Raw genomic sequence first — 23,928 nt, 5'->3', positions numbered from 1 at the left:
GACAGGCTCCGCGAAGCAATCCATTTTCACCTCATGCTCAGCGCGATGGATTGCTTCGCTGGCGCTCGCAATGACGGCCGAAGGAGAATCCGTTGTCAAAACGGTTTGCTCAAAAACCTCGACCCCTTCAATCCGTAGCGCCATGGCAGATCGACCGCTTTGGTGATGCCGATCCGCACGCCTGCGGCAATGTCGAGTCTGCCCATGCGTGCATGCAACGCAAATGGCGGCACGTCGAGTGGCAGTTCGTTATGCTTGATCGTAATCCCGAGCGCTTCGCAGAGCTTGCCCGGCCCCGAACACAACGCGCGCTCATCCTGCTGGCCGCGGCGGCGGCGCATCGCGGCAATGCCGTGGGTCGGCTGCAGCGCGCGTATCAGGACGGCGCTGGCCGAACCTTCCTCTTCGCAGACGAAATTTACGCACCAGTGGATGCCATAGGAGCGGTAGACATAGGCAAAACCCGGCGGGCCGAACATCACCCGGTTGCGCGGCGTCGGCCCGCGAAACGAATGCGCGGCCGGGTCCAGATGGTGATAGGCCTCGACCTCGACGATGGTGCCGCCGACGCCGTCGACCAGGAGCGTCGCGCCGATCAGGTCGGGCGCGACCTCATGCACGCTGCGGTCGAAAAACGAGCGTTTCAGCGGCTTGCCGAGCCGGAGGGCGGCGCCGCTGGCAGGCTTGGAGTTTTGAACCATTTTCAGGTGAGAATCGTTCGCGGAACAGGTGAAATTCGTCATTATCTTGCACGATCTGCTAGGTTTCGCGAGCTAGCTTGTGGTTTTCCGCAACAGAGTTGCAGCCGTCGGCGACACGGATTAGCTAGGTATTCTCGTAACATCCGGACTTAACATGGTCGTTCTCGTCGATACCGTCTCCCTGAACCAGGTTCGCCCGCGTCACCCCGAAAAGGTGAACCGGCCGGATGCGCTGTCGCCGCCGAAGCCGGACTGGATCCGGGTGCGCGCGCCGAACACTCGCGGCTATGCCGACACGCGAAAGATCGTCAAGGAAAACGGCCTCGTCACGGTGTGCGAGGAGGCCGGCTGCCCGAATATCGGCGAGTGCTGGGACAAGAAGCACGCCACCTTCATGATCATGGGGGACACCTGCACGCGGGCCTGCGCGTTCTGCAACGTCAAGACCGGCATGCCCGGCGCGCTCGACGCCAATGAGCCGGAACATGTCGCGGAGGCGACCTTCAAGCTCGGGCTGACCCACGTCGTGGTGACCTCGGTCGATCGCGACGACCTCGCCGACGGCGGCGCCGAGCACTTTGCGCAGACGATTCGCGCCATTCGCGCACGCTGCCCGACCACGACCATCGAAATTCTGACCCCCGACTTCCTGCGCAAGGAAGGCGCGCTGGAGGTGGTCGCGGCAGCGAAGCCCGACGTATTCAACCACAATCTGGAAACCGTACCGGCGCGTTATCTCACGGTACGCCCGGGCGCGCGCTACTTCCATTCGATCCGGCTGTTGCAGCGGGTCAAGGAGATTGATCCCACGATCTTCACCAAATCAGGCATCATGGTTGGCCTCGGAGAGGAGCGCCACGAGGTGCTGCAGGTGATGGACGATCTGCGCTCCGCGGACGTCGATTTCCTGACCATCGGGCAGTATCTGCAGCCGACCCGCAAGCACCACGCCGTCATGCGCTACGTGACGCCGGACGAATTCGCGGGCTACGAGAAGGTCGCTTATACCAAGGGTTTTCTGATGGTGTCGGCCAGTCCGCTGACCCGCTCGTCGCATCATGCGGGTGAGAATTTCGCCAAGCTCAGGGCGGCGCGGGCTGCGCTACACGGTTGAGCGCGTCCAATGCCTCGCTTTTCCAGCAAGCGCCGGGTTCATCATACCGCGTCGCATATGTTCGATCTGGTCGCCGATGTCGAGCGCTATCCGGAGTTCGTGCCGCTGTGCCAATCGCTGAGGATACGGCAGCGGACGCAGAAAGCTGACGGCACTGAAGTCGTCGTCGCCGACATGACGGTATCGTTCAAGCTGGTACGGGAGTCCTTCACCAGCCGGGTGACGCTGGACCGGCCGAACCTGAAAATCATGGTCGAGTATTTGAAGGGCCCTTTCAGCAATCTGGAAAACCGCTGGACGTTCGAACCGAAATCCGAAACCGACTGTGACGTCGGATTCTTCCTGTCCTATGAATTCAAGAGCCGGATGCTGGCGATGCTGATGGGGACGATGTTCGATACGGCCTTCCAGCGTTTTGCCGCCGCGTTCGAAAAGCGGGCGGACGTGATTTACGGGAAGCCCGCCACCGGGACCCGAAGCTAGGCTCCGCAACTCGGCGCGATCGGCTCTCGGAAAAATTCCAGGAAACAATAACGGGACGGTTGAAATGACGACATTCGAGCGCGTTGGCTTTATCGGCCTCGGTGGAATGGGACGGGGCTTGGTCAAGAACCTCGTTGCCAAGGGCGTGGCGGTCGCCGCCTATGATCTCAACCCGGCGGCTGTGGCCGTTGCCAAATCGTTTGGCGCGACCGCTGCCAGCGGTCTTCAGGAAATTCGCGACAACTGCCGCATCGTCATGATTTGCGTCAACGAGGCCGAGGATGTCGAGGCGTTGATGACTTGCAGCGATGGGCTGCTTGCCAGTCCGGCGCCGGGATTCATCATCGTGGATCACACCACCGGCAGCCCGCAGATGGTCGCAAAGCTCGACCGCATGGTGCGGGCAGCCGGCGGTCGGTATGCCGAAGCACCGATGACGCGAACCCCGAAACACGCCGACATCGGCAAGGTCAACGTACTGTTCGGCGGCGAGCGCGACCTGCTCGACGACCTCAGGCCCTATTTTGAGCTCTATGCCGAAAACATCTTCCACATCGGCCCATTGGGACACGCGATCCGCCTCAAGCTCATTCACAACTATATCGCCTTCGCCAATGTGGCGGCGTGGTGCGAGGGGTTTGCGCTCGCGGCCAAGGACGGGCTCGACCTCTCGCAACTCATCCGCATCATCTCGGCAGCCGGCGGCAAGAGCGGCATGCTCGATCTTTACGGCCAGGCCACGCTCGATGGCGACTTCACCCCACTGATGTCGCTGGCGAACGCCCGCAAGGACGTCCGCTATTATGCGCGCTGGCTGGAGGAGGCGGGTCTGCCCGGATTCATGGCTGAGGCCGTGCACCAGACCTACCGGCAGGCGGCGCTGCTCGGGCACGACGGCGAGTCCTGCACAGCCGTCATCAAGGCTTACGAGGCCGTGAGTGGCGTGGAGGCACGGGTGCGGCCGAAAGACCAACAATAGGGAAAATGCCCAGCCGCATATCTGATTTCGCAGGAATCCGGTTGCTGGTGCCGACGCCATTCATTAAGCCGGGTCCAAATCCGTGATCCCGCAACAGAGGGACGAGACGATGGACGTAAATCTTCGAACCGGTGGCCATATTCTCATCGAGCAACTGGCCTTGCACGGCGCCGATATCGTGTTCGGCGTGCCCGGCGAAAGCTTCCTGGCTGCCCTCGACGGCATGTACCAGAGCCAACGCGTGCGGTTCATCAACGCGCGGCACGAGGGCGGCGCCGCCATGATGGCGGAGGCCTATGGCAAGCTGACGGGACGGCCCGGCATCGTATTCGCCACCCGCGGCCCCGGCGCCACCAATGCGTCCTCCGGCGTCCATGTCGCGTTCCAGGACTCGACGCCGCTGATCCTGCTGCTTGGCCAGGTCGGACGCGACATGATGGAGCGCGAGGCGTTCCAGGAAATCGATTATCGCCAGATGTTCGGGCCGATGGCGAAATGGGTCGCCCAGATCGACGATGCGCGGCGGATTCCCGAGTTCATTTCGCGCGCCTTCTTCACCGCGACCTCGGGCCGTCCCGGCCCGGTCGTGCTGGCGCTGCCCGAGGACATGCTCACCGACACCGCGGAGGTGGCGGATGCACCACCTTACAATCCGATTCCGGTCGCGCCCGATGACGGCGCCTTGCGGCAATTCCATGCGCTGCTGTCGGAGGCGAAGAGGCCATTCCTGATCGTCGGCGGCGGCGGATGGAGCGATCAGGCTCGCCGCGATCTCGAAACGTTTGCCGCCGCGCACGAGGTTCCGGTCGGCGTCTCGTTCCGATGCCAGGACTATTTCGACAATCTGCATCCGGCCTATGGCGGCCATGTCGGCATCGGTCTGGACGCAAAAATCGCCGACCGGATCCGAACCAGCGATCTGGTGATCGCGCTTGGCGCGAGGCTGGGGGAGGCCACCACATCCGGCTACACGCTGTTCGATATTCCGAAACCGAAGCAGCCGCTGGTTCACATCTATCCAGACCCAGAAGAGATCGGCCGCGTCTATTCGCCGACGCTCGGCGTGGTCGCGAGCAGCGCGGCCTTTGCAGCCGCCATCAAGCGGCTGGAGCCGAAGCATCAATCGCGCGCCGACTATGTCAAGGCGGCGCATGCCGACTACCTCGCCTTTACCGAGCCGACCCGCTCGCCCGGCGACGTGCAGCTCTCGCAGGTCGTGCGCGGTTTGAGCGATCGCTTGCCCCATGACACCATCATCTGCAACGGCGCCGGCAATTATGCCGTCTGGGTGCACCGTTTCTGGCGTTATCGGCAATTTCGTACCGAACTCGCGCCGACCTCGGGATCGATGGGCTATGGGTTGCCCGCGGCCGTTGCCGCCAAGCTGCTGCATCCGGAGCGAACCGTGATCGCGTTCGCCGGTGACGGCTGCTTCCAGATGACCGGATTGGAGTTCATGACCGCGGTCGAAAACCGGCTGCCGCTGATCGTGATCGTCTGCAACAACGGCATGTACGGTACCATCCGGATGCACCAGGAGCGGACCTATCCGGGCCGTGTCTCCGGCACCGATCTGGCCAACCCCGACTTTGCCGCACTGGCACGCGCCTGTGGCGGCTTCGGAGTATATGTCGAGCGTACGGAGGATTTCGCGCGCGCCTTCGACGAGGCTGTCGGCAGCGGACTTCCGGCCATCATCGAGCTTTCGATCAGCCCAGAGGCGTTGACGCCGGTGAGCTCGCTGAGCGAAACGCGCGCCAAGGCTTTGGCCGCGGCGGTTTGATACTGGTTTATGGCCGCGTCGGCCGGCGCCGTTTAACGGCGCTGCGCCGCGGCGTACGGGCCACCCGTGGGCGTAGCCGGCTCATCGTTTCGCGTCGCGGTTTGGCCAAAGCTTGCGGTCCGCGTGCCAGCTCCATCAGCATGCGCAGCGCTTCCACCACCGAACGCTGGCGGACGGTGGTGCGGCCAATGGCGCCAAAGCGGAATTCGCGGTGCAGGATCTTGCCGTCGCGCGACGCGACCGCGAAATGCACGAGGCCGACCGGCTTGCCCGGCGTGGCGCCGCCGGGACCAGCGATGCCGGTGACGGATACCGCAAGATCGACGCCGGCCTTTTCCAGCGCGCCGACCGCCATTGCAGTCGCGGTTTCCTTGCTGACCGCGCCGAAGGTTGTCAGCGTCGAGGCTTTGACGCCAAGCATCGCGCGCTTGGCTTCATTGGAGTAAGTAATGAAACCGCGGTCGATGACATCAGAAGAGCCGGGAATGTCGGTGAGCGCGCCAGCCACCAGGCCTCCTGTGCAGGACTCCGCGGTGGCGATCGTCAGCTTGCGCATCCGGCACACATCAAGCAGCGAGCGGGCGAGGGCGCGGGCGTCGCTGCCGCTCATCTTACTCGCTCCAACCTTTATCATCCCAAGGCAGGCGGATGGTGGCGCTCGCGGTTGCGGCGATGCCTTCCTCGCGGCCGGTAAAGCCGAGCCGTTCGCTGGTCGTCGCCTTCACCGCAACGCGCGAGATGTTGAGCCCGGTGATCTCGGCGATGCGGGCGCGCATGACATCGCGCAGCGGCCCGATCTTCGGGCGCTCGCAGATCATCGTGACTTCGAGATTGGCGATTCGTCCGCCCCGCGCGGTGACGCGATCGACGGCGTATTTGAGGAATTTGTCGGACGCTGCACCCTTCCACTGCGGATCACTCGGCGGAAAGTGCGAGCCGATATCGCCATCTGCCAGCGCACCGAGGATGGCGTCGACCAGGGCGTGCAGGCCGACGTCGCCATCGGAATGGGCGAGAAAGCCTCTGACGTGCGGCACCCGTACGCCGCAGAGCATCAGATGATCACCGTCGCCGAAGGCGTGCACGTCGTAGCCGGTGCCGGTCCTGATGTCGCCGAGCTGGGCGGCGAGCCGGGCTTCTTCACGAATGAAATCTTCAGGCGTCGTCAGTTTCATGTTCGCAGGATCGCCTTCAAAGGTCGCCACCGTCAATCCCGCCCATTCCGCGAGCGCCGCATCGTCGGTGAAATCGCTGCGGCCGTCGCGCGCGGCGCGGCGATGGGCATCGAGAATGACATCGAAGCGAAACGCCTGCGGCGTTTGCGCGATTCGCAACCATGCGCGTTCCGGCGTCGCCTCGACGTGACCGGCATCACCGACCTGCTTGATCGTATCGGTGACGGGAATTGTCGGAATAGCAGCGCCCGTCCGACCGGCGGCATCGATCGCACGCGAAATTACCGCGGAGGTCACAAAGGGACGCGCGGCATCGTGGATCAGGACGATGTCGGGCTTCTCCGCAGCCAGCGCCTCGAGTCCAGCATGCACCGAGGCCTGACGGGTGGCTCCGCCACTTGTGGGAGGTTGATGGCGCAGTCCTGCGACGGCTTCGTTGAAGATGGCGGCGTCATCGGGATTCACCACCGGTTGCACGGCGAAGATGTCTGGATGCCGGCTGAACGCTTGCATGGCGCGGAAGATCACCGTCTGCCCACCGATCTCGCGATATTGCTTGGGTCCCCCGGCGCCGGCGCGAAGCCCGCGTCCGGCTGCGACGAGAATGGCTGCGGTACGCTCAGGTCTGGGCATCTGGACTCAAATACGAACGAATTAGGGGTGGTGAGGAGGGCGGCTGTGCTGGCGCACAGCCCTTACCATGCCGAATGAGGAAAAACAGAGCGATTCCCACGAGCTGTGGGAAAAGCGGTTTTTGTTGCAGTGCACTTGCGCAAATGATAGATCTGTCTAAAGTGTAGGCAAGAAGCTTGACTGCCCAAGATTTGTGCTCACAATATGCGCCGACGGTTGCAATGACGCCGCCGCCCCAACCAAGAGAACGCCGTGACCGGCCCGGAAAGTTCACGCTCTAAGCCGTTGAAAATAGGCGAGATTGCTGTCGCCAACCGGGTCCTTCTGGCGCCGATGTCCGGCGTCACCGATGCCCCCTTTCGACGCCTTGCCGCCACGCTCGGCGCCGGACTGGTCGTCTCCGAGATGACCGCCAGCGACGAACTGGTGCACGGCAGACCGATGTCGATTCTGCGCTGCGAGACGGCCGGTGTCGGACCGCATGTCGTTCAGCTCGCGGGCTGCGAGGCGCATTGGATGGCGGAGGGGGCGAGGGTTGCGGAGGCTGCCGGCGCCGACATCATCGACATCAACATGGGCTGTCCGGCGCGTCATGTCACCGGCGGCCAGTCCGGCTCGGCGCTGATGCGCGATCTCGATCATGCGCTCAAGCTGGTCGAAGCCACGATCGCGGCGGTCAAGGTGCCGGTGACGCTGAAGATGCGGCTCGGCTGGGACGATCGCTCGCTCAACGCGCCCGAGCTGGCGCGCCGCGCCGAAGCCGCCGGGGTGCAGATGATCACCGTGCACGGGCGTACGCGCTGCCAGTTTTACAAGGGCGTCGCCGATTGGGGCGCCGTGCGCGCGGTCAGGCACGCGGTTTCCGTGCCGCTCGTCGTCAACGGCGACATCACCTCATTCGAGCAGGCGGTCCGCGCACGGGAAATTTCGGGCGCGGACGCCGTGATGATCGGGCGCGGTGCGCAGGGCCAACCCTGGCTGCCGGGCCAGATCGGCCGTCGGCTTGAGACTGGACAGGCTGAGACTGCGCCGTCGCTGGCCGAACAACTCGCGCATGTGCGCGCACTCTACGACGAAATCTGCAGCCATTACGGGCTGCGCATCGGGCTCAAGCATGCGCGCAAGCATCTCGGCTGGGCGCTGGAGGTGGCGGCGCAATGCAGCCGCGCGCCGGCGGAGACGCTTAAGGGCTGGCGGCAAAGGATTCTGACGTCGGAGGATCCGCACCGCATCCACCGGTCGCTGCAGGACGCGTTTGACGATTTCTCATGGAGTGCTGCTGCATGAATTCAGCCGCAGAATATCGCCGCGCCGTGCCCTCCGAAAGCGAGGCCATTCTCAACGCGCTGCCCAACCCGGTACTGCTGGTGGCGCCGGACGGCCGCATCGTCGACGCCAACATCGCTGCCGAATCCTTCTTCGAGATTTCGACGCAGTTCCTGCGGCGGCAGTCGCTGAAAGAATTGGTGCCGTTCGGGAGTCCACTGCTGGCGCTTATCGACCAGGTGCGATCGAGCAGCTCGCCCGTGAACGAATACAAGGTCGATCTCGGCACGCCCCGCATCGGCGGCGACCGCCAGGTCGATCTGCACGTGGCCCCGCTCACGGAACGGCCCGGCCACATCGTCGTGATGCTGCAGGAGCGCACCATCGCCGACAAGATGGACCGTCAGTTGACGCACCGGAGCGCGGCGCGCTCGGTAATCGCGCTGGCCGCGATGCTGGCGCACGAGATCAAGAACCCGTTGTCGGGCATCCGCGGCGCGGCGCAATTGCTCGAGCAGGCGGCCTCGTCCGAAGACCGCATGCTGACGCGGCTGATCTGCGACGAGGCCGACCGCATCGTCACCCTGGTCGACCGCATGGAAGTGTTCGGCGACGACCGCCCGGTGGCGCGGGGGGCAGTCAACATCCATTCCGTGCTGGACCACGTCAAACGGCTGGCGCAGTCCGGCTTCGCCCGCAACATCCGTTTCGTCGAGGAATACGACCCGTCGTTGCCGCCGGTGCTGGCCAATCAGGACCAGCTCATTCAGGTCTTCCTCAATCTCGTGAAGAACGCCGCCGAAGCGGTCGCCGATCTCGGCAGCGATGCGGAAATCCAGCTCACCACCGCCTTTCGTCCCGGCGTCCGCCTGTCGGTGCCGGGCAAGAAATCGCGGGTATCGTTGCCGCTGGAGTTCTGCGTCAAGGACAATGGATCCGGCGTGCCGGAAGACCTGCTGCCGAACCTGTTCGATCCCTTCGTGACGACAAAGCAAACCGGGAGCGGGCTCGGTCTCGCGCTGGTTGCCAAAATCGTCGGCGATCACGGCGGCATCATCGAATGCGAATCCCAGCCGCGGAAGACGACGTTCCGGGTGCTGATGCCGATGTTCAATCCCGCCAAACAGTTCGACCAAAGCAACCGCGACGGCGTTCCGGGTACGCTGCCGCCTGCCTCACAGGACGCAAGATGAGGAATAGCAATGCCCGCAGCAGGTAGCATACTCGTTGCCGATGACGACACCGCCATCCGCACGGTTCTGAACCAGGCTCTTTCGCGCGCCGGATATGAAGTGCGCCTGACCGGGAACGCCGCGACGCTGTGGCGCTGGGTGAGCCAGGGGGAGGGCGATCTCGTCATCACCGACGTGGTGATGCCGGACGAGAACGCGTTCGATCTCTTGCCCCGCATCAAGAAGATGCGGCCGAACCTTCCTGTCATCGTCATGAGTGCCCAAAACACCTTCATGACGGCAATCCGGGCGTCGGAACGCGGCGCCTATGAATATCTGCCGAAGCCCTTCGACCTCAAGGAACTCATCACCATCGTTGGCCGCGCATTGGCCGAGCCGAAGGAGCGGGTGACGAGCGCCGCGGACGAGGGTGAATTCGATTCGATTCCCCTGGTCGGCCGCTCGCCGGCGATGCAAGAGATCTACCGGGTGCTGGCGCGGCTGATGCAGACCGACCTCACGGTGATGATCTCCGGCGAGTCCGGCACCGGCAAGGAACTGGTTGCCCGCGCGCTGCACGACTACGGCAAGCGCCGCAACGGCCCGTTTGTCGCCGTCAACATGGCGGCGATCCCGCGCGATCTGATCGAATCGGAGTTGTTCGGCCACGAGCGCGGCGCGTTCACCGGCGCCAACACTCGCGCCTCGGGCCGGTTTGAACAGGCCGAGGGCGGTACGCTGTTTCTCGACGAAATCGGCGACATGCCGATGGAGGCGCAGACGCGGCTGCTGCGGGTGCTGCAGCAGGGCGAATACACCACCGTCGGCGGCCGTACCCCGATCAAGACCGACGTACGGATCGTGGCGGCAAGCAACAAGGATTTGCGCATCCTGATCCAGCAGGGTCTGTTCCGGGAAGACTTGTTCTTCCGCCTGAACGTGGTGCCTCTGCGCCTGCCGCCGCTGCGTGAGCGGATCGAGGATCTGCCCGATCTTATCAGGCATTTCTTTTCGCTCGCCGAAAAGGACGGTTTGCCGCCGAAGAAGCTCGACACGCTGGCGCTGGAACGGCTCAAGCAGCACCGTTGGCCTGGCAACGTGCGCGAGCTCGAAAACCTCGCGCGCCGGCTGGCCGCGCTTTATCCGCAGGACGTCATTACGGCCTCGGTAATTGATGGCGAACTGGCGCCGCCGGCCGTCACCTCGGGCGCCAACGCCCCGATGGGCGTCGAAAACCTCGGGGGCGCGGTCGAGGCCTACCTGTCCTCGCATTTCTCGGGCTTTCCGAACGGTGTGCCGCCGCCGGGCCTCTACCACCGCATCCTCAAGGAAATCGAGGTACCGCTGCTCACCGCGGCGCTGGCGGCCACGCGCGGCAACCAGATTCGCGCGGCCGATCTGCTCGGCCTCAACCGCAATACGCTGCGCAAGAAGATCAGGGATCTCGATATTCAGGTCTACCGGAGTGGCGGTTAGGGATTGCTAAGCCCATCCGCCGGCCAATGCTTGTTCACCCGCGATCATTGCGCGCCCAACCGGGAGGCGCGCACTCATTAACGCTATGAGTACGCGCCCTGGTTCGGCCCTAACCCAACAAGCGATCAGTAGTCCCAGATGGCCGGTACCCAACGAAAGGCGTCGCCGTCGACCGCCACATGGCCGATGGATGGGAACGGCAGGTGAGTCGCCACCAGGAGGCCGCCGGTCGCCGCCAGCTCCCGCAAAAGACTGATACGAACGCGTGCCGACTCCTCGGGGTCATGTTCGAAGCCGTTGTACCACTCGGGGTGTTCGAACCCGACCGCGAACACGAGGTCGCCGGCGAACGTCAGCCGGTCGCCGCCGGACGCCAGGCGGACCACGCTGTGCCCGGGGGTGTGGCCGCCGGTGCGATGGACGACCACCCCCGGCGCCACCTCGTACTCCTCCTCAAACGGCCGCAACTGGCTGCGGTACTCTTTCACGAACCGCTTGGCGGCCGATCGAAGCGCGTCCGGGAATCCCGGCGGCATGGAGACGTGGGAGAAATCGGGCGCTTCCCAGAACTTGACCTCGGCGGCCGCCACGTGGATCCGCAGGTCCGGACGCAGCCGTTCCTTGACCCCGTCGACGAGCAGCCCGCCAATGTGGTCCATGTGCATGTGGGTGAGCACCACGTCGGTCACGGACGCAAGATCGATGCCGGCGGCCTCCAGTCGCTTGATCAACTGCCCGGCCCGCGGCAAGTGCAAGTCCGGGTCGAACCCTAGACCAGCGTCGACGAGTATGGTCCGGCCGCCGCTACGCACCACGACCACGTTCAGCGCCCAATCGAACGCGTCCGGCGGCAGGAACATCTCGTCCAGCCAAGCCGCCCGGACGGCCGGGTCGACGTTGTGGGCCAACATTGCGGTTGGGAGCGGTAGCACGCCATCGCTGACCACCAGCACATCAATCTCGCCGACCTTCAGCGCGTAGCGCGACGGAACCAACTCTTCAGGCCCCGGCCTACCGGGTTGTGAGGTGTTGTCTAAGCTCATGTCTGTTAGGCTCATGTTTGTCTCCTGCTTCATGGTAAGGGCTGCTGGCTGGTCTCGGTTGAGCAGGCTGCGCAGCCAGCAGCGAGCGCAAGCCCGTTTCGCGTGAAGGGTCTAGAGGAAGCCAGTCACATCGGTCACACGCTCCGGATCGGCCGATGCCAACGCCGCCGCGCGCTCGGCCTGCGGCGGATAGATCCAGACGGTGTTGATCTCCTGCTTGGTCTTCTTGGCGACGTCGCCGACCATCTTGACGTTGCGTTCCCAGCCGCTCGTGAAAAGTGCGCCGGCCTCTCCGAGGTCGAGACAAGTGACATAGCCCTTCTGGTGATATGGCTTGGTCGGGACTCCCAGGAGCTCCGCGGCGGCATTATTGCCGGCAAAGGCACCCATCCGCGTGGCGTGCTGGCACGACATCAGCGCGTAGTTGCCGACATCGTCACACGCCGCGCGAGCGGCGTCGCCGGTGGCAAAGACGCCATCCACCGACGGCACGCGCAAATCCCGGTCGACAAGCAGCCGGCCGAAATTGTCGCGCTCGGCGGGGATCTGCGCGGTCAACGGTGCGGCGCGAATGCCGGCGGCCCAGATCACGGTCTCGGCTTCAATGCGCTCGCCACCGGAAAGCGTGACGCCGGATTTGTCGAGCGACGCGACGCCGGCACCGAGCCGCGTCTCAACGCCAAGCTTGCGCAGGGCGTCCTCAATGACGGGGCGGGGACCCGCGCCCATATCGGGAGCGATCGCGCTGTTCCGGTCGACGATGATGACGCGCGGGTTGGCATCCTTGCCAAGGATCGCACGGAGCCGCGCCGGTATCTCGGTTGCCGCTTCGATGCCGGTGAAACCACCGCCGGCGACGACGACCGTGTCGCGCCCGTTCATTGCCGGACGATTGGGCAGGCTATGCAGATGCCGGTCGAGGGCAATCGCGTCGTCGAGTTGGTCGACGCTGAAGCCGTGTTCGGCAAGACCGGGAATGTTCGGGCGGAACAGGCGGCTGCCCGTAGCCACGACCAGGCGATCGTAGGAGAGAGACTTTCGGGTGCCTTTGGCGGTAGCGACTTGCACCATGCGAGCCTTGGTGTCGATCGTTTCGGCGCTGCCTTGCACGTAGACAACGTCGATTGCCTTGAGGACATCAAGCAGAGGCGCCGTCAGGGTCTCCGGCTTCGATTCGTAGAGCCGGGGACGGACCACCAGCGTCGGCTCGGGTGCGATCAGTGCGATCTCGAGCTCCTCGGGCGAAACGCCCTGGATGTCGCGCAGGCGGGCTGCGGAAAGTGCGGCGTACATGCCGGCGAAGCCGGCTCCTATGATAACAAGTCGCATGGTTTGCTCCTGTGGTTAGATTCTCTCGGACGTGCGCGCGTCATCGCCGCCGCCCTGCATTGGCGGCAAACCTCTTCCGATCGATGACGCAAAGATGATGTGAAACGAGTCCCGGCTGTTACGGTGCGGAGCAGTCCAGCATTAGCGGCATTGGCATGGGACGTTCACATGCCGTTCGGCAGCCCCCGGATCCCGGGAGCGAGCCGCGTTGAAAGGCCATCAACGGAGCGGGCTTCGCGGGCCAGTCCTTGTAAAAGATGATGGAACTGACGGGGCTGGCGGTTTGGACGGCATGTGCCGGAACTTCCGTTTCTTCGCCCGCTGCCGAGGTGAAGCGAACACTCAACGAAAGTCCGTACATGAGTGCGGTCGCGACGACTCTCCGCCGCGGTGCGATTGCAAACGGGTTAGCGACGTTCATCCAGGCCATCGTTTATCTCCATCCGTTGTTGGCGTTGTGCCACGCTGATCTAGCGAATTGGATTTGCGACTGCCCCAGAGCGATTGCCGTACCTGTAGAGCGATTGCGGTTACCGAATGCGTCGCCGCCAATCGCTCGGGGTTTCGCCCGTCAGCTTTCTGAACGCGGCGGCAAAAGCGGTCTGCGACGAGTAGCCAAGCGCGGCTGCGATCGACACGATCGAATCGTTAGTGTCGCGCAGCATGTTCATGGCCTGCTCGAGTTGGTACTGCCGTAGCCAGGCATGCGGCGAAAGCCCGGTACTTTCCTTGAAGGCACGGCAGAAATGGAAGCGCGACAGGCCGGCATCGGAAGCCAGCGCCGCGAGCGAGACGTCCGCATCGGCATCCGAACGCAAGCGCTCGATGGCGCGGCCGAGCACCTTCGGCGACAACCCGCCCATGACCGGCTGGATCGTGGTTGGCGAGCCGGTGTGCGCAGCCAGCAGACGCGTGGCCAGGAGGTCCGTCAGTTGCTGCCTGAAGAGCGTATCCAGCGCCTCATTGCCCTCCAGGACATCCGAGGCGCTCAGGAGCAATCGGGACGTAATGGGGTCGGGATGCGCCGTTCGCTCCAAGAGATTGGTCGATGTGGCAATGTCGGCTTCGTCGGCAACCCGCTTGAGCGTTGTGTGAGGAAGATAGAGCTGTACGACATCAACAGGTTTCGAAATATCCCATCGGGAGCTCGATCCTTCCGGAATGATTATCACAACCCCGGGACGAAACGTTCCGATCGCAACCGATCTTCCTGATCGCCGCTCCATGCGCTGCACTGAGCCGTTGTAAGCCATGATGACGTGATGGGTCATGGGTTCGACAACGTCGTGCAATGGGTCGTGCTTCCAGTGGGCGATCCCGGCCCCGGAAGTGTCCAAAGCCATGCGGAGTGGTTTGGTGTGAAGCACGCGTGCCATCTCCGCATCGGCAGTACGGGAGTCGGCGATCTGCGAAGGATCCGCGTCTGACGCGGTGTGGGAATTCACTTGCGAAGAATTGCGCAGGATTGGCTTGCTCATGGCAGTTGCTCGCTTGAAGGGGGCCTTTCGCTCGCGCCGGCGGGCCTGACTTGCGGTGCTGACGCGAAGCTATTGCTTCCTGTCTGCCCGTATTGATGCGCCAAGCGTCGAGAGCTTTCGGTGCGTGTTCTAGGCGCGTAGAACTACCGGGTCTTTCCCAAAGCGGCGGTGCTTTGCCTGATCTTGCTGCAAGCGGCCATCAAGCGTTTGTGACCGAAGTCGCTCAACAGTTGAGCGGGGTCGGCCTCTGCCGTCGAATGAGGCAAGGGCCGCTACCATTGCGTGTGCTTGCGTTGAAAACGGACAACAGCGCTGCCATTCCAAAAGCAAGCTGCTGCGCTTGTGTCACAAAACTGATGAGATAGGGCCTCGGCCAAACATGGTAGACGGCCGCGCTCCGAAAGCAGATAATATGCATTCATTTCGCTGACGGCGCGATGCCAGTCCTTCCAACTTCAAAAGCAGGATAATGCATATGGCACAGGCGGGCGCCTTCGGCGCGAGGCTCGGGCGATTCCTGCACTTGAAAGATGCGCCGCCGTCGCTGGTCACGCGTTCACTGCGCGGCGTTGAACTTGCGGTCACCGAAACGCGCGATGATAACCCGGTACCCGGCCTTTCCGGCTCGCTGACACCGGAGGACGCCTTTCTCGTCAGCCTGAAGCTTCACGATTATCCGGACTGCGAGCTTTGGGAGCGCGGCAAGTGCATCATGAAGAGGGATGTCCAGGCCGGTGCGACCTATCTGTACGATCTCAAGTGCGATCCGCGCTATGTGATCGACAAGCCGTTTCATTCCCTGTTTTTCCATCTTCCGCGCTCGGCGCTCGACGGCATCGCTGAACAGTCCGGCGCGCCGCGCATTGGCGATCTTGCCTGTGAGCTCGGCGTCGGCCACGACGACACGGTCGTCCGTCATATCGGCGCCTCGTTCCTGGAAGGATTGCGGCGGCCATCCGAGGCCAACCAGCTTTTCATCGATCACATGATGCTCGCGCTCACCGCGCACGTTGCCCAGACCTATGGCGGACTGCGGCGCGATACCGAGCTGGCCCGCGGCGGCCTTGCGCCGTGGCAGGTCAAGCGCGCCTGTGAAAGACTGGAGGCCGACCTCGGCGGGACACTTTCGTTGAAGCAGATCGCGGCAGAATTCGATCTCTCGGTCAGCCACTTCTCGCGCGCCTTTCGCATCTCCACCGGCCTGCCGCCACACCAGTGGCTGCTTCGCCAGCGTGTGAAGGCGGCCAGGCAGCTTATGACCGTTCGCGACCTGCCTCTGTCGGAAATTGCGGTGTCGGCGGGGTTCGCCAATCAGAGCCACTTTACGCGGGTGTTTACCTCCGTGATCGGCGTCAGCCCTGGAGTGTGGCGTCGCGAAATGCTGGGCGCACCGGAAAGCGAAACGTGATCGGAGCCACGGGAGCGGCCTCGTCCGCTCAGCGACGCCTTGTCTGCGAGATAGTGTAGGCGGCGCGGCGGGCCGCAAACATCTCGTCCAGCGGATGACCGATGCCTTCGGCCAGAGTTGCCGGATTGAAGACGGGCTCGTCGCACGCATCATTTGCTTCAACACCGGTGATCACGATCGTTCCCAGCCGCACCGCTTCGCGTCCGTCCTCATCGGGCCATCGGACGGTCACGTCCATGACGGGGTCACCGGGACGACCCAGCAGCGCCACTACGCTGAACCTGATATCGCGAGCCGCGATCCGGGTTTCGAGGTCGTCGTGCAGCAGCCCGGCAGGCTTAACCCTGACCTTGGGCCCGGTCGCCTGTTCGCCAACCGGCGCGACCTTGAACTTGATGAACCTGGTTTCGCCCTTTGAATTCGTCGCGGGAAAAGCGTGCACTCCCCAATAGGTTGTGCAGGCAAAGCTTGCGGGTGGCGGATGCGCGGCCATGTAGCGTGCCTGATGCAGCGTCTCGGGATTGGCAACTGAGAATGCCTCGACCTTTTCCATGTCCGGCCTGCCGTCGGGTCCTGGAATGCGCGCTCGGAGGAAAGCCAACATCTGGTCAAGCGTCCTCGCGAAATGAACCGGGGCGCTCTGTGTGAGCATTTCCGAGCGCTGGCCATCGCTGCCAAGCCGGAAGCTGAAACCGCGCAGCAACGTGTCGTTGATGTCGAGGCCTCCTTCCACCGAGAAGCGCGCCAGCACGCGCGATGGCTTGGTGAAGCTACAGGATTTCGTGATCTCCTTGGCCTGATCGGATGGCGCATAGGTGCCACGAACGCATCGACCCCTGGCAAAGCTAGCACGTGCCTTTGGCGGAAGACTGGCTACCCACTTCATAGCAGCGACGATGGATGCGGGGCTGGCAGGGCCGCGCGGGAACTTGGGCAGGACGGGACCTCGGGTTCGAATGTTGGTGCACGGTTCTGGCCCAGGACGGCTTGGGCGTCTTTCCCGAATCCCCCATGCCTTGTCCGATTCTGCGACAAACCTTGCCGATGGCATCTTCCCCGATGGGTTGTCGTCACGTTGCGGATAATTGCCTGGTGAGGATGATTCGACGCTCGGCAATTTTACCACTCGCGTGAAAAGAATGCCCGTAAGCTGTTGATAAAACAAACATCTTACTGATGCCGCAATTCGGCAACATTGTGATATGAATGCATCAGTCCGCAATTGGCGGGCCATAGCCTTTCAGCTCACCGAATTGCCGGAATGACCACCGCAGAGACGAACTCGGCACCATCGTTCGACCCATCGCTTACCGAATCCGGAGGGGGGATCCTGCGGAAGTGGGTGGCGCCGTTTGCGGTCGCCGTCGCGCTGCTGTCGGCATTTCTGACCTTCATCGTCTTGGCCGGCCTGACGCCGATCGAGCCTACTCGCCAGGTGGTCTATTCGTTCCTGCTGATCAATGCAGCGACCACATTTCTGCTGGTCGCAATCATCACCCGCGAGGTCTGGCTGGTGATCCAGGCGCGGCGACGCGGCCGGGCCGCGGCACGGCTGCACGTTCAGATCGTCAGCCTGTTCTCCATCATCGCCGTGCTGCCGGCCGTACTCGTCGCGATCGTCGCCAACGTGACCATCGACCGCGGCCTCGACCGGCTGTTCTCGGGTCCGACACGCGAGGTCATAGAGAACTCGCTGACCGTTGCCCGCGCCTACATGCAGGAGCACGCAAGGCTTATCCGTGGCGACATCCTGGGTATGACGGAAGATATTGCCCGTGCGCGACCGTTGTATGATCAGGACCGGCGGTCGTTTCAGGAACTGCTGACCGCAAATGCGGCCGCGCGAAACCTGCCAGCCGCGATGCTGGTAGACAAGGATGGCAACATCCTGGTCACGGCGAAGACCGGAATCCAGCAGGAATTCACGACACCGCCGCAGGAATTTCTCAGCAACGTCAATGAAGATGAGCCGCCGATCGCGGTCTTTCCCGAAGCCAATTATGTGGCCGCGGTGATCCGGTTGCGCGCCTTTGACGATACCTTCCTTTACGTGGCACGCCTGCTCGATCCGCGTGTGATCAGCCAGCTCAAGCAGACCGAGGCCAGCGTCGCCGAATATGCCCAGATCGAAGCCCGTCGGCTCGGGATTCAGGTCGCCTTCGCGCTGATGTTTGCGGTGATTGCGCTGACCATTCTGATGGCGTCGGTGCTGATCGGGCTGAATTTCGCCAACTGGCTGGTGGCGCCGATCCGAAATCTAATGAGCGCGGCCAACATCGTTTCGACCGGCGATCTGCATGTCCAGGTGCCGGTCCATAAATCCGAGGGTGATCTCGCCCAACTCGGCGAGACCTTCAACAAGATGACGGCCGAATTGCGCACCCAGCGCGACGAGCTGGTCAGCGCCTCGGAGCTGATCGACAGCCGACGCCGCTTCATCGAGGCGGTGCTGTCCTCGGCCAGCGCCGGTATCATCGGCGTCGACGCTTCGGGTAGCGTCGGCATCCTGAATCGCTCGGCCGAGAAACTGATCGGCCACGCGGAATCAGAGACGCTGGACCATCCGCTATCGGACGTCCTGCCCGAGCTCGACGACATGATGAAGACCGCGCGTGAGGGGACGCAGCGCCTGGTGCAAGGCCAGATCACGATCACCCGCGACGGCCACGAGCGCAACCTGTCGGTCCGCGTCAGCGCCGAGCAGACCAGCCACTCGCGCGACAGCTACATCATCACGCTCGATGACATCACGGAGCTCGTCTCCGCGCAACGTACCTCGGCATGGGGCGACGTGGCGCGCCGCATCGCCCATGAGATCAAGAATCCGCTGACGCCGATCCAGCTTTCGGCCGAACGCATCCGCCGCAAATTCGGCAAGGTCATCACCGAAGACAAGAACATCTTCGAACAATGTACCGAAACCATCGTGCGACAGGTCGACGACATCAGGCGGATGGTTGATGAATTCTCCCGCTTCGCGCGGATGCCAAAGCCGGTCATGGAAGGCGAGGACGTCGCCGACACCGTGCGGCAGGCGGTATTCCTGATGAAGGTCGGGCATCCCGATCTCGATATCGAGGCCGATATCAAGCAGGACCCGATGCGCGCGCAGTTCGACCGCCGGCTGATCTCCCAGGCGCTGACCAACATCATCAAGAACGCGACGGAGGCGATCGAGCAGGTGCCGCCGGAAGAACTCGGCAAGGGACGCATCGACGTCATCGCCGCGCGCGAAAAAGACGACATCGTGATCGACGTGATCGACAACGGTATCGGCCTGCCGAAAGTGAGCCGCGCGCGGTTGCTGGAGCCTTATGTGACGACGCGCCAGAAGGGCACCGGTCTCGGGCTCGCCATCGTCGGCCGCGTCTTGGAAGACCATGGCGGCCGCATCGAGCTCAAGGACGCCTCCGATTTCCGCCCCGGTCAGCGCGGCGCCTGGATGCGGCTGCGGTTCGCCGTAACCGGCCATGCGCCCAAGCAACCGGCTCCGGAGGCAAAACCACAGATTGACGAAACCAATGAGGCGGCATCCGCGACCAATGATGAACAAAAACCGAAGCCGCAACGGGCAACTGACAAGGCAGGTGTAACCCATGGCCAGTGACATTCTGATTGTCGACGACGAAGCCGATATTCGTGACCTCGTTGCAGGCATCCTGGAAGACGAAGGCTTCAATACCCGTACCGCGCGCGACAGCGATTCGGCGTTGGCCGAGGTTGCCAACCGCCGCCCGCATCTGGTGTTTCTCGATATCTGGCTGCAGGGCTCTAAGCTCGACGGCCTGCAACTGCTCGAGCAAATCAAGAAGGAGCACGCCGACGTTCCGGTGGTGATGATCTCAGGCCACGGCAACATTGAGACGGCGGTGGCTGCGATCAAGCGGGGCGCCTATGACTTCATCGAAAAGCCGTTCAAGTCCGACCGGCTGATCCTGGTGGCGACGCGGGCGCTGGAGACCTCGCGCCTCAAGCGCGAGGTGAAGGAACTCAAGCAACTGGCTCCTACCGCGAGCGTTCTCACCGGACGCTCCGCCTGCATGAACCAGTTGCGCCAGACCATCGACCGCGCGGCCAAGGCCAACAGCCGTATCCTGATCGTCGGCCCCTCCGGCTCGGGCAAGGAATTGGCGGCGCGCATGCTGCACAATGCATCGAGCCGTGCAGAAGGCCCGTTCGTCGTCATCAACGCCGCGGCGATCACCCCGGAACGGATGGAAGTCGAGCTGTTCGGCATCGAGCAGACGAACGGCGAGCAGCCGCGCAAGCCTGGCGCGTTGGAAGAGGCTCACGGCGGCACGCTGTTCATCGACGAAATCGCCGACATGCCGCGCGAAACCCAGAACAAGATCCTGCGCGTGCTGGTCGATCAGACCTTTCAACGCTCGGGAGGCGCCGCCAAGATTCATGTAGACGTCCGAATCATCTCCTCGACCGCGCGCAATCTGGAGGAGGAGATCGCGGAAGGGCGATTCCGGGAGGATCTCTACCATCGACTGTCAGTAGTGCCGATTCGTGTTCCCCCGCTGTCGGAACGCCGCGAGGATATCCCCGAACTGATCGATTATTTCATGGACCAGATATCGGCGGCGACGGGCTTGCCGAAGCGGCAGATCGGCCAGGATGCAATGGCGGTATTGCAGTCCCATGTCTGGCCCGGCAACGTCCGCCAGCTCCGGAACAATGTCGAGCGCGTCATGATTTTGGCCGGCGGCGGTCCGGAAGCGATCATCACAGCCGATATGCTGCCTCAGGATGTCGGCTCGATGGTGCCGGCGATGCCGACCAGCAACAATGGCGAGCACATCATGGGGTTGCCGTTGCGCGAGGCGCGGGAAGTGTTCGAGCGTGACTACCTGATCGCGCAGATCAGCCGGTTCTCGGGCAATATTTCGCGTACGGCCGAATTCGTCGGCATGGAGCGTTCAGCGCTGCACCGCAAGCTCAAGGCGCTGGGGGTTGGCTGAGGCTGATTGTATCGCTTATTGCGATACGAATCGAACGCACCCCCCAACCCAATGGCATCTCTCCGATCCATGCATCTGCTTGGGAATATTTATCTCTTTCCGGACACTTGCGGAGAATGGCCACTGGGTTCCGCGCCGGTGGCGCCCGAACCGGCTTGCCTAATATCCGCGCGTACCCTCTAATCGTGCTGTCGAGCCGACCGGAGGGGGATCTCAGGGTGGGCCGGCAGGTCGGGGCAGGCTCCGTGAGAGGGCAACAACGGCTTAATAAAAAGAAGCACAAGACGGCGGGACAAAAACAATGGCGGCAGACCGCGCACAAAATCTACAAGACACCTTCCTAAATCACGTTCGTAAAACAAAAACGCCACTGACGATCTTTCTGGTCAACGGAGTAAAGCTGCAGGGGATAGTCACCTGGTTCGACAATTTCTGCTTGCTGCTTCGGCGCGACGGCCACTCGCAGCTAGTCTACAAGCATGCGATCTCGACCATCATGCCCGGCGCTCCGATCCAGTTGTTCGAGGGCGGTGAGGATGCTCCGGCTTGAGAGTGAACTGATTGGAACCCTTCGACCGTGAAGGGAGCGCCGACCGTCCGCGGTCGGCGGGGGCCAAACAAAGCGGGCGGGTGATCGTCATCGGCCCATATTTGCGAATGCGCCGCGGCGATGCCGATGCGCAGGCGAACGAGGCTGCGCGCGATTTCGAGGGCCGGCTCGAGGAAGCCACGGGTCTGGCGCGCGCCATCGACCTCACGATCGCCGACGCGCTGATTGCGCCAGTGACCCAGATCCGTCCAGCGACTTACCTCGGCAAGGGAAAGGTCGAGGAGATCACGGGCCTGATCGCAGGCCATGACATCGAGCTGGTGGTGATGGATTGCGCGTTGGCGCCGATCCAGCAGCGCAACCTCGAGAAGGCCTGGAACACCAAGGTGCTCGACCGCACCGGGCTGATTTTGGAAATTTTCGGCCGCCGCGCCAAGACCAAAGAAGGTGCGCTGCAGGTCGAGCTCGCGCACCTGAACTATCAGCGCAGCCGTCTGGTGCGGTCCTGGACCCATCTGGAGCGCCAGCGCGGCGGTTTCGGCTTCATGGGCGGTCCCGGCGAGACCCAAATCGAGGCCGACCGCCGCCTGATCGGCGACCGCATCACGCGGCTGGAAAATGAACTGAAGAAGGTGCAGGCGACGCGGCGGCTGCACCGCGCCGGCCGGCAGCGGGTGCCGTATCGCGTGGTTGCGCTGGTCGGCTACACCAATGCCGGCAAATCGACCCTGTTCAACCGGCTTACCCGTGCCGACGTGCAGGCGGCCGACATGCTGTTTGCGACGCTGGACCCGACCTTGCGCGCGCTGAGCCTGCCGCATGGCGGCAAGGCGATGCTCTCGGACACTGTCGGCTTCATCTCCAACCTGCCGACGCAGCTCGTCGCCGCCTTCCGCGCCACACTGGAAGAGGTGCTGGAGGCCGATATCATTCTCCACGTCCGCGACATCTCGCATGAAGACGCGGAGGCGCAGGAGCGCGACGTTGATGCCGTGCTGCGTCAGCTCGGCATCGATCCGGATGCCGGCGCACGTATCCTCGAGGTCTGGAATAAGATTGATCGCTTCGATCCCGAGGAACGCGAGAACCTGCGCAACATCGCCGCGCGCCGTCCGCCGGAGCGGCCATGCTTCCTGGTCTCCGCCGCGTCGGGCGAGGGGATCGATGCGTTGCTGACCGCGATCGAGGATCGCCTGGCGGCGACGCGCACAACACTCGACCTCTCCATCGACGCTTCCGATGGCGCCGGCATAAGTTGGCTGCATCGCAATGCCGAAGTGCTCAACAAGGAGCTCCGCGACGGACGCTTCGACATGACGGTGCGCGTCGACGAGACCAAGCGCGATATCGTGGTGTCGCGGTTTGATGCGGTGCCGCGGGTGGCGTAATTGTCGCGCGAATGCGCGTCCTATCTCCGATCACTCCGCGCTGAGGCTGCGGCCAGCTGTTCCGCATCCTTGGCTTCATTCCACAACGCATCCATTTCGGCGAGTGTTGCGTCCTCGAGCGAGCGGCCTTTGGCCGCCAGCACGCGCTCGATATAGGCAAAACGGCGCTCGAACTTGGCGTTGGTGCCGCGCAGCGCGGTTTCGGGATCGGCGCCGACATGCCGCGCCAGATTGACCAGGGCGAACAGGAGATCGCCGGTTTCGGCCGCGAGTTCGTCAGGCTTGCCGTTGTCCAGGGCTGCTTCGATCTCGTCAGCCTCCTCGCGAATCTTATGCAGGACTGCGCGGGGATCGTTCCAGTCGAAGCCGACGGTTGAGGCCTTGCGCTGCAATTCCATCGCGCGCGTCAGCGCCGGCTGGCCGGCCTTGACGGTTGCGAGCAGCGATCTGTGCGCGGTCTCCTCCGGCGGCCGCCGCGCCGCGCGCTCGGCCTTTTCCTCGGCCTTTATGCGTTCCCACGCGCTCTTGACGCCCGCGGGAGCGATGTTGCCGTCCTTGTCGGCGAACACATGCGGATGACGGCGTATCAGCTTGCCTGTGATCGCCTCGACCACGTCGCCGAAGGCAAAGGCGTTTTGCTCCTCCGCCATGCGGGCGTGATAGACGACCTGCAGCAGGAGATCGCCGAGTTCCTCGCGGAGATCATCGAGGTCTCCGCGTGTGATCGCGTCGGCCACCTCATAGGCTTCTTCGATGGTGTAGGGCGCGATCGTCGCAAAGTTCTGTTCCAGGTCCCACGGACAGCCCGTGACCGGCGTGCGCAACGCAGCCATGATCTCGATGAGGCGGGAAACATCGCGGGAAGGGGTCATGGGATTTCCATCGCTTGGAGGGCAGGCCGCTTTATGCCGCAAGCGGTCGACCGATCCCAGCGGAACAGGCCAAAATCGAGGCAGTTTCCACCGGTTGGCCTTGGGGCGCGG

The 23,928-nt window shown here is 63.3% G+C and carries 20 protein-coding genes; 12 read left to right on the top strand and 8 right to left on the bottom strand.

Going from position 1 to position 23,928, the window contains the following annotated elements:
• Window positions 1–95: 95 nt before the first annotated feature.
• Window positions 96–701 carry a DNA-3-methyladenine glycosylase gene (locus V1278_RS22510; RefSeq protein ID WP_334362518.1) on the bottom strand — a complete coding sequence of 202 codons (606 nt, stop codon included), beginning with the start codon at window positions 699–701 and terminating at the stop codon, window positions 96–98.
• A 154-nt stretch (window positions 702–855) separates the two neighbouring features.
• On the opposite strand from V1278_RS22510, the gene lipA reads away from it, so the two are divergent.
• The 4 genes from lipA (at window position 856) to V1278_RS22490 (ending at window position 5,060) form a co-directional block, all read left to right on the top strand.
• Entirely contained in the window at window positions 856–1,815 is a 960-nt protein-coding gene (gene lipA, locus V1278_RS22505; RefSeq protein ID WP_334382231.1) for a lipoyl synthase, read from the top strand.
• Between the two features lie 9 nt (window positions 1,816–1,824).
• Window positions 1,825–2,298, top strand: coding sequence for a type II toxin-antitoxin system RatA family toxin (locus tag V1278_RS22500; protein ID WP_065744589.1), 474 nt, complete (start codon window positions 1,825–1,827; stop codon window positions 2,296–2,298).
• 64 nt (window positions 2,299–2,362) lie between these two features.
• Window positions 2,363–3,277 carry an NAD(P)-dependent oxidoreductase gene (locus tag V1278_RS22495; RefSeq protein WP_334382230.1) on the top strand — a complete coding sequence of 305 codons (915 nt, stop codon included), beginning with the start codon at window positions 2,363–2,365 and terminating at the stop codon, window positions 3,275–3,277.
• Window positions 3,278–3,386: 109 nt separating this feature from the next.
• Window positions 3,387–5,060, top strand: a complete 1,674-nt coding sequence (locus V1278_RS22490) for a thiamine pyrophosphate-binding protein (protein WP_334382229.1) — start codon at window positions 3,387–3,389, stop codon at window positions 5,058–5,060.
• Between the two features lie 7 nt (window positions 5,061–5,067).
• On the opposite strand, the gene V1278_RS22485 is transcribed toward V1278_RS22490, so the two are convergent.
• Both V1278_RS22485 and V1278_RS22480 read right to left on the bottom strand, forming a co-directional pair.
• Window positions 5,068–5,670 carry a CinA family protein gene (locus V1278_RS22485; RefSeq protein ID WP_334382228.1) on the bottom strand — a complete coding sequence of 201 codons (603 nt, stop codon included), beginning with the start codon at window positions 5,668–5,670 and terminating at the stop codon, window positions 5,068–5,070.
• Between the two features lies 1 nt (window position 5,671).
• Window positions 5,672–6,868, bottom strand: coding sequence for a bifunctional 2-C-methyl-D-erythritol 4-phosphate cytidylyltransferase/2-C-methyl-D-erythritol 2,4-cyclodiphosphate synthase (locus V1278_RS22480; protein ID WP_334382227.1), 1,197 nt, complete (start codon window positions 6,866–6,868; stop codon window positions 5,672–5,674).
• Window positions 6,869–7,153: 285 nt separating this feature from the next.
• Between V1278_RS22480 and dusB the strand changes: the two genes are divergently transcribed.
• The 3 genes from dusB to ntrC are packed head-to-tail and all read left to right on the top strand — an operon-like array spanning window position 7,154 to window position 10,782.
• On the top strand, window positions 7,154–8,155 hold the full coding sequence (gene dusB, locus V1278_RS22475; RefSeq protein ID WP_334384232.1) for a tRNA dihydrouridine synthase DusB: 1,002 nt from the start codon (window positions 7,154–7,156) through the stop codon (window positions 8,153–8,155).
• Entirely contained in the window at window positions 8,152–9,327 is a 1,176-nt protein-coding gene (locus tag V1278_RS22470) for a two-component system sensor histidine kinase NtrB (protein ID WP_334382226.1), read from the top strand. The genes dusB and V1278_RS22470 overlap by 4 nt, the downstream gene beginning before the upstream one ends.
• A gap of 9 nt (window positions 9,328–9,336) precedes the next feature.
• Window positions 9,337–10,782, top strand: a complete 1,446-nt coding sequence (ntrC, locus tag V1278_RS22465; RefSeq protein ID WP_334362525.1) for a nitrogen regulation protein NR(I) — start codon at window positions 9,337–9,339, stop codon at window positions 10,780–10,782.
• 125 nt (window positions 10,783–10,907) lie between these two features.
• On the opposite strand, the gene V1278_RS22460 is transcribed toward ntrC, so the two are convergent.
• From V1278_RS22460 to V1278_RS22450, 3 genes are all read right to left on the bottom strand, one after another.
• The gene (locus V1278_RS22460; protein ID WP_334382225.1) at window positions 10,908–11,840 is read right to left on the bottom strand and encodes an MBL fold metallo-hydrolase; all 933 of its coding nucleotides are present in this window, start codon (window positions 11,838–11,840) and stop codon (window positions 10,908–10,910) included.
• 96 nt (window positions 11,841–11,936) lie between these two features.
• Window positions 11,937–13,154, bottom strand: a complete 1,218-nt coding sequence (locus tag V1278_RS22455; RefSeq protein WP_334362527.1) for an NAD(P)/FAD-dependent oxidoreductase — start codon at window positions 13,152–13,154, stop codon at window positions 11,937–11,939.
• 530 nt (window positions 13,155–13,684) lie between these two features.
• Window positions 13,685–14,632, bottom strand: a complete 948-nt coding sequence (locus V1278_RS22450) for a helix-turn-helix transcriptional regulator (RefSeq protein ID WP_334382224.1) — start codon at window positions 14,630–14,632, stop codon at window positions 13,685–13,687.
• A 475-nt stretch (window positions 14,633–15,107) separates the two neighbouring features.
• On the opposite strand from V1278_RS22450, the gene V1278_RS22445 reads away from it, so the two are divergent.
• The gene (locus V1278_RS22445; protein ID WP_334382223.1) at window positions 15,108–16,040 is read left to right on the top strand and encodes a helix-turn-helix domain-containing protein; all 933 of its coding nucleotides are present in this window, start codon (window positions 15,108–15,110) and stop codon (window positions 16,038–16,040) included.
• A 28-nt stretch (window positions 16,041–16,068) separates the two neighbouring features.
• Here the strand turns inward: V1278_RS22445 and V1278_RS22440 are convergent, their stop codons facing one another.
• Window positions 16,069–16,926, bottom strand: coding sequence for a catalase (locus tag V1278_RS22440; protein ID WP_334384231.1), 858 nt, complete (start codon window positions 16,924–16,926; stop codon window positions 16,069–16,071).
• Between the two features lie 375 nt (window positions 16,927–17,301).
• On the opposite strand from V1278_RS22440, the gene V1278_RS22435 reads away from it, so the two are divergent.
• From V1278_RS22435 to hflX, 4 genes are all read left to right on the top strand, one after another.
• Window positions 17,302–19,647: a sensor histidine kinase NtrY-like gene (locus V1278_RS22435; RefSeq protein WP_334382222.1), complete on the top strand. Its 2,346-nt coding sequence runs from the start codon at window positions 17,302–17,304 to the stop codon at window positions 19,645–19,647.
• Window positions 19,637–21,007, top strand: a complete 1,371-nt coding sequence (ntrX, locus tag V1278_RS22430) for a nitrogen assimilation response regulator NtrX (protein WP_334362530.1) — start codon at window positions 19,637–19,639, stop codon at window positions 21,005–21,007. Before V1278_RS22435 ends, ntrX begins: the two co-directional genes overlap by 11 nt.
• Window positions 21,008–21,308: 301 nt before the next feature.
• On the top strand, window positions 21,309–21,557 hold the full coding sequence (gene hfq, locus V1278_RS22425; protein WP_006020546.1) for an RNA chaperone Hfq: 249 nt from the start codon (window positions 21,309–21,311) through the stop codon (window positions 21,555–21,557).
• Between the two features lie 11 nt (window positions 21,558–21,568).
• Complete coding sequence (gene hflX / locus V1278_RS22420; protein ID WP_334362531.1) at window positions 21,569–22,945, top strand: GTPase HflX; 1,377 nt, start codon at window positions 21,569–21,571, stop codon at window positions 22,943–22,945.
• 20 nt (window positions 22,946–22,965) lie between these two features.
• Here hflX and mazG read toward each other — a convergent pair whose 3' ends face one another.
• Window positions 22,966–23,817, bottom strand: coding sequence for a nucleoside triphosphate pyrophosphohydrolase (mazG, locus tag V1278_RS22415; RefSeq protein WP_334382221.1), 852 nt, complete (start codon window positions 23,815–23,817; stop codon window positions 22,966–22,968).
• Window positions 23,818–23,928 lie beyond the last annotated feature (111 nt).

The sequence above is a fragment of the Bradyrhizobium sp. AZCC 1577 genome (assembly GCF_036924575.1).
Lineage (GTDB): Bacteria > Pseudomonadota > Alphaproteobacteria > Rhizobiales > Xanthobacteraceae > Bradyrhizobium.
Note: the sequence above shows the minus strand (reverse complement) of the source record. Positions and strands in the feature narration are given on the sequence as shown.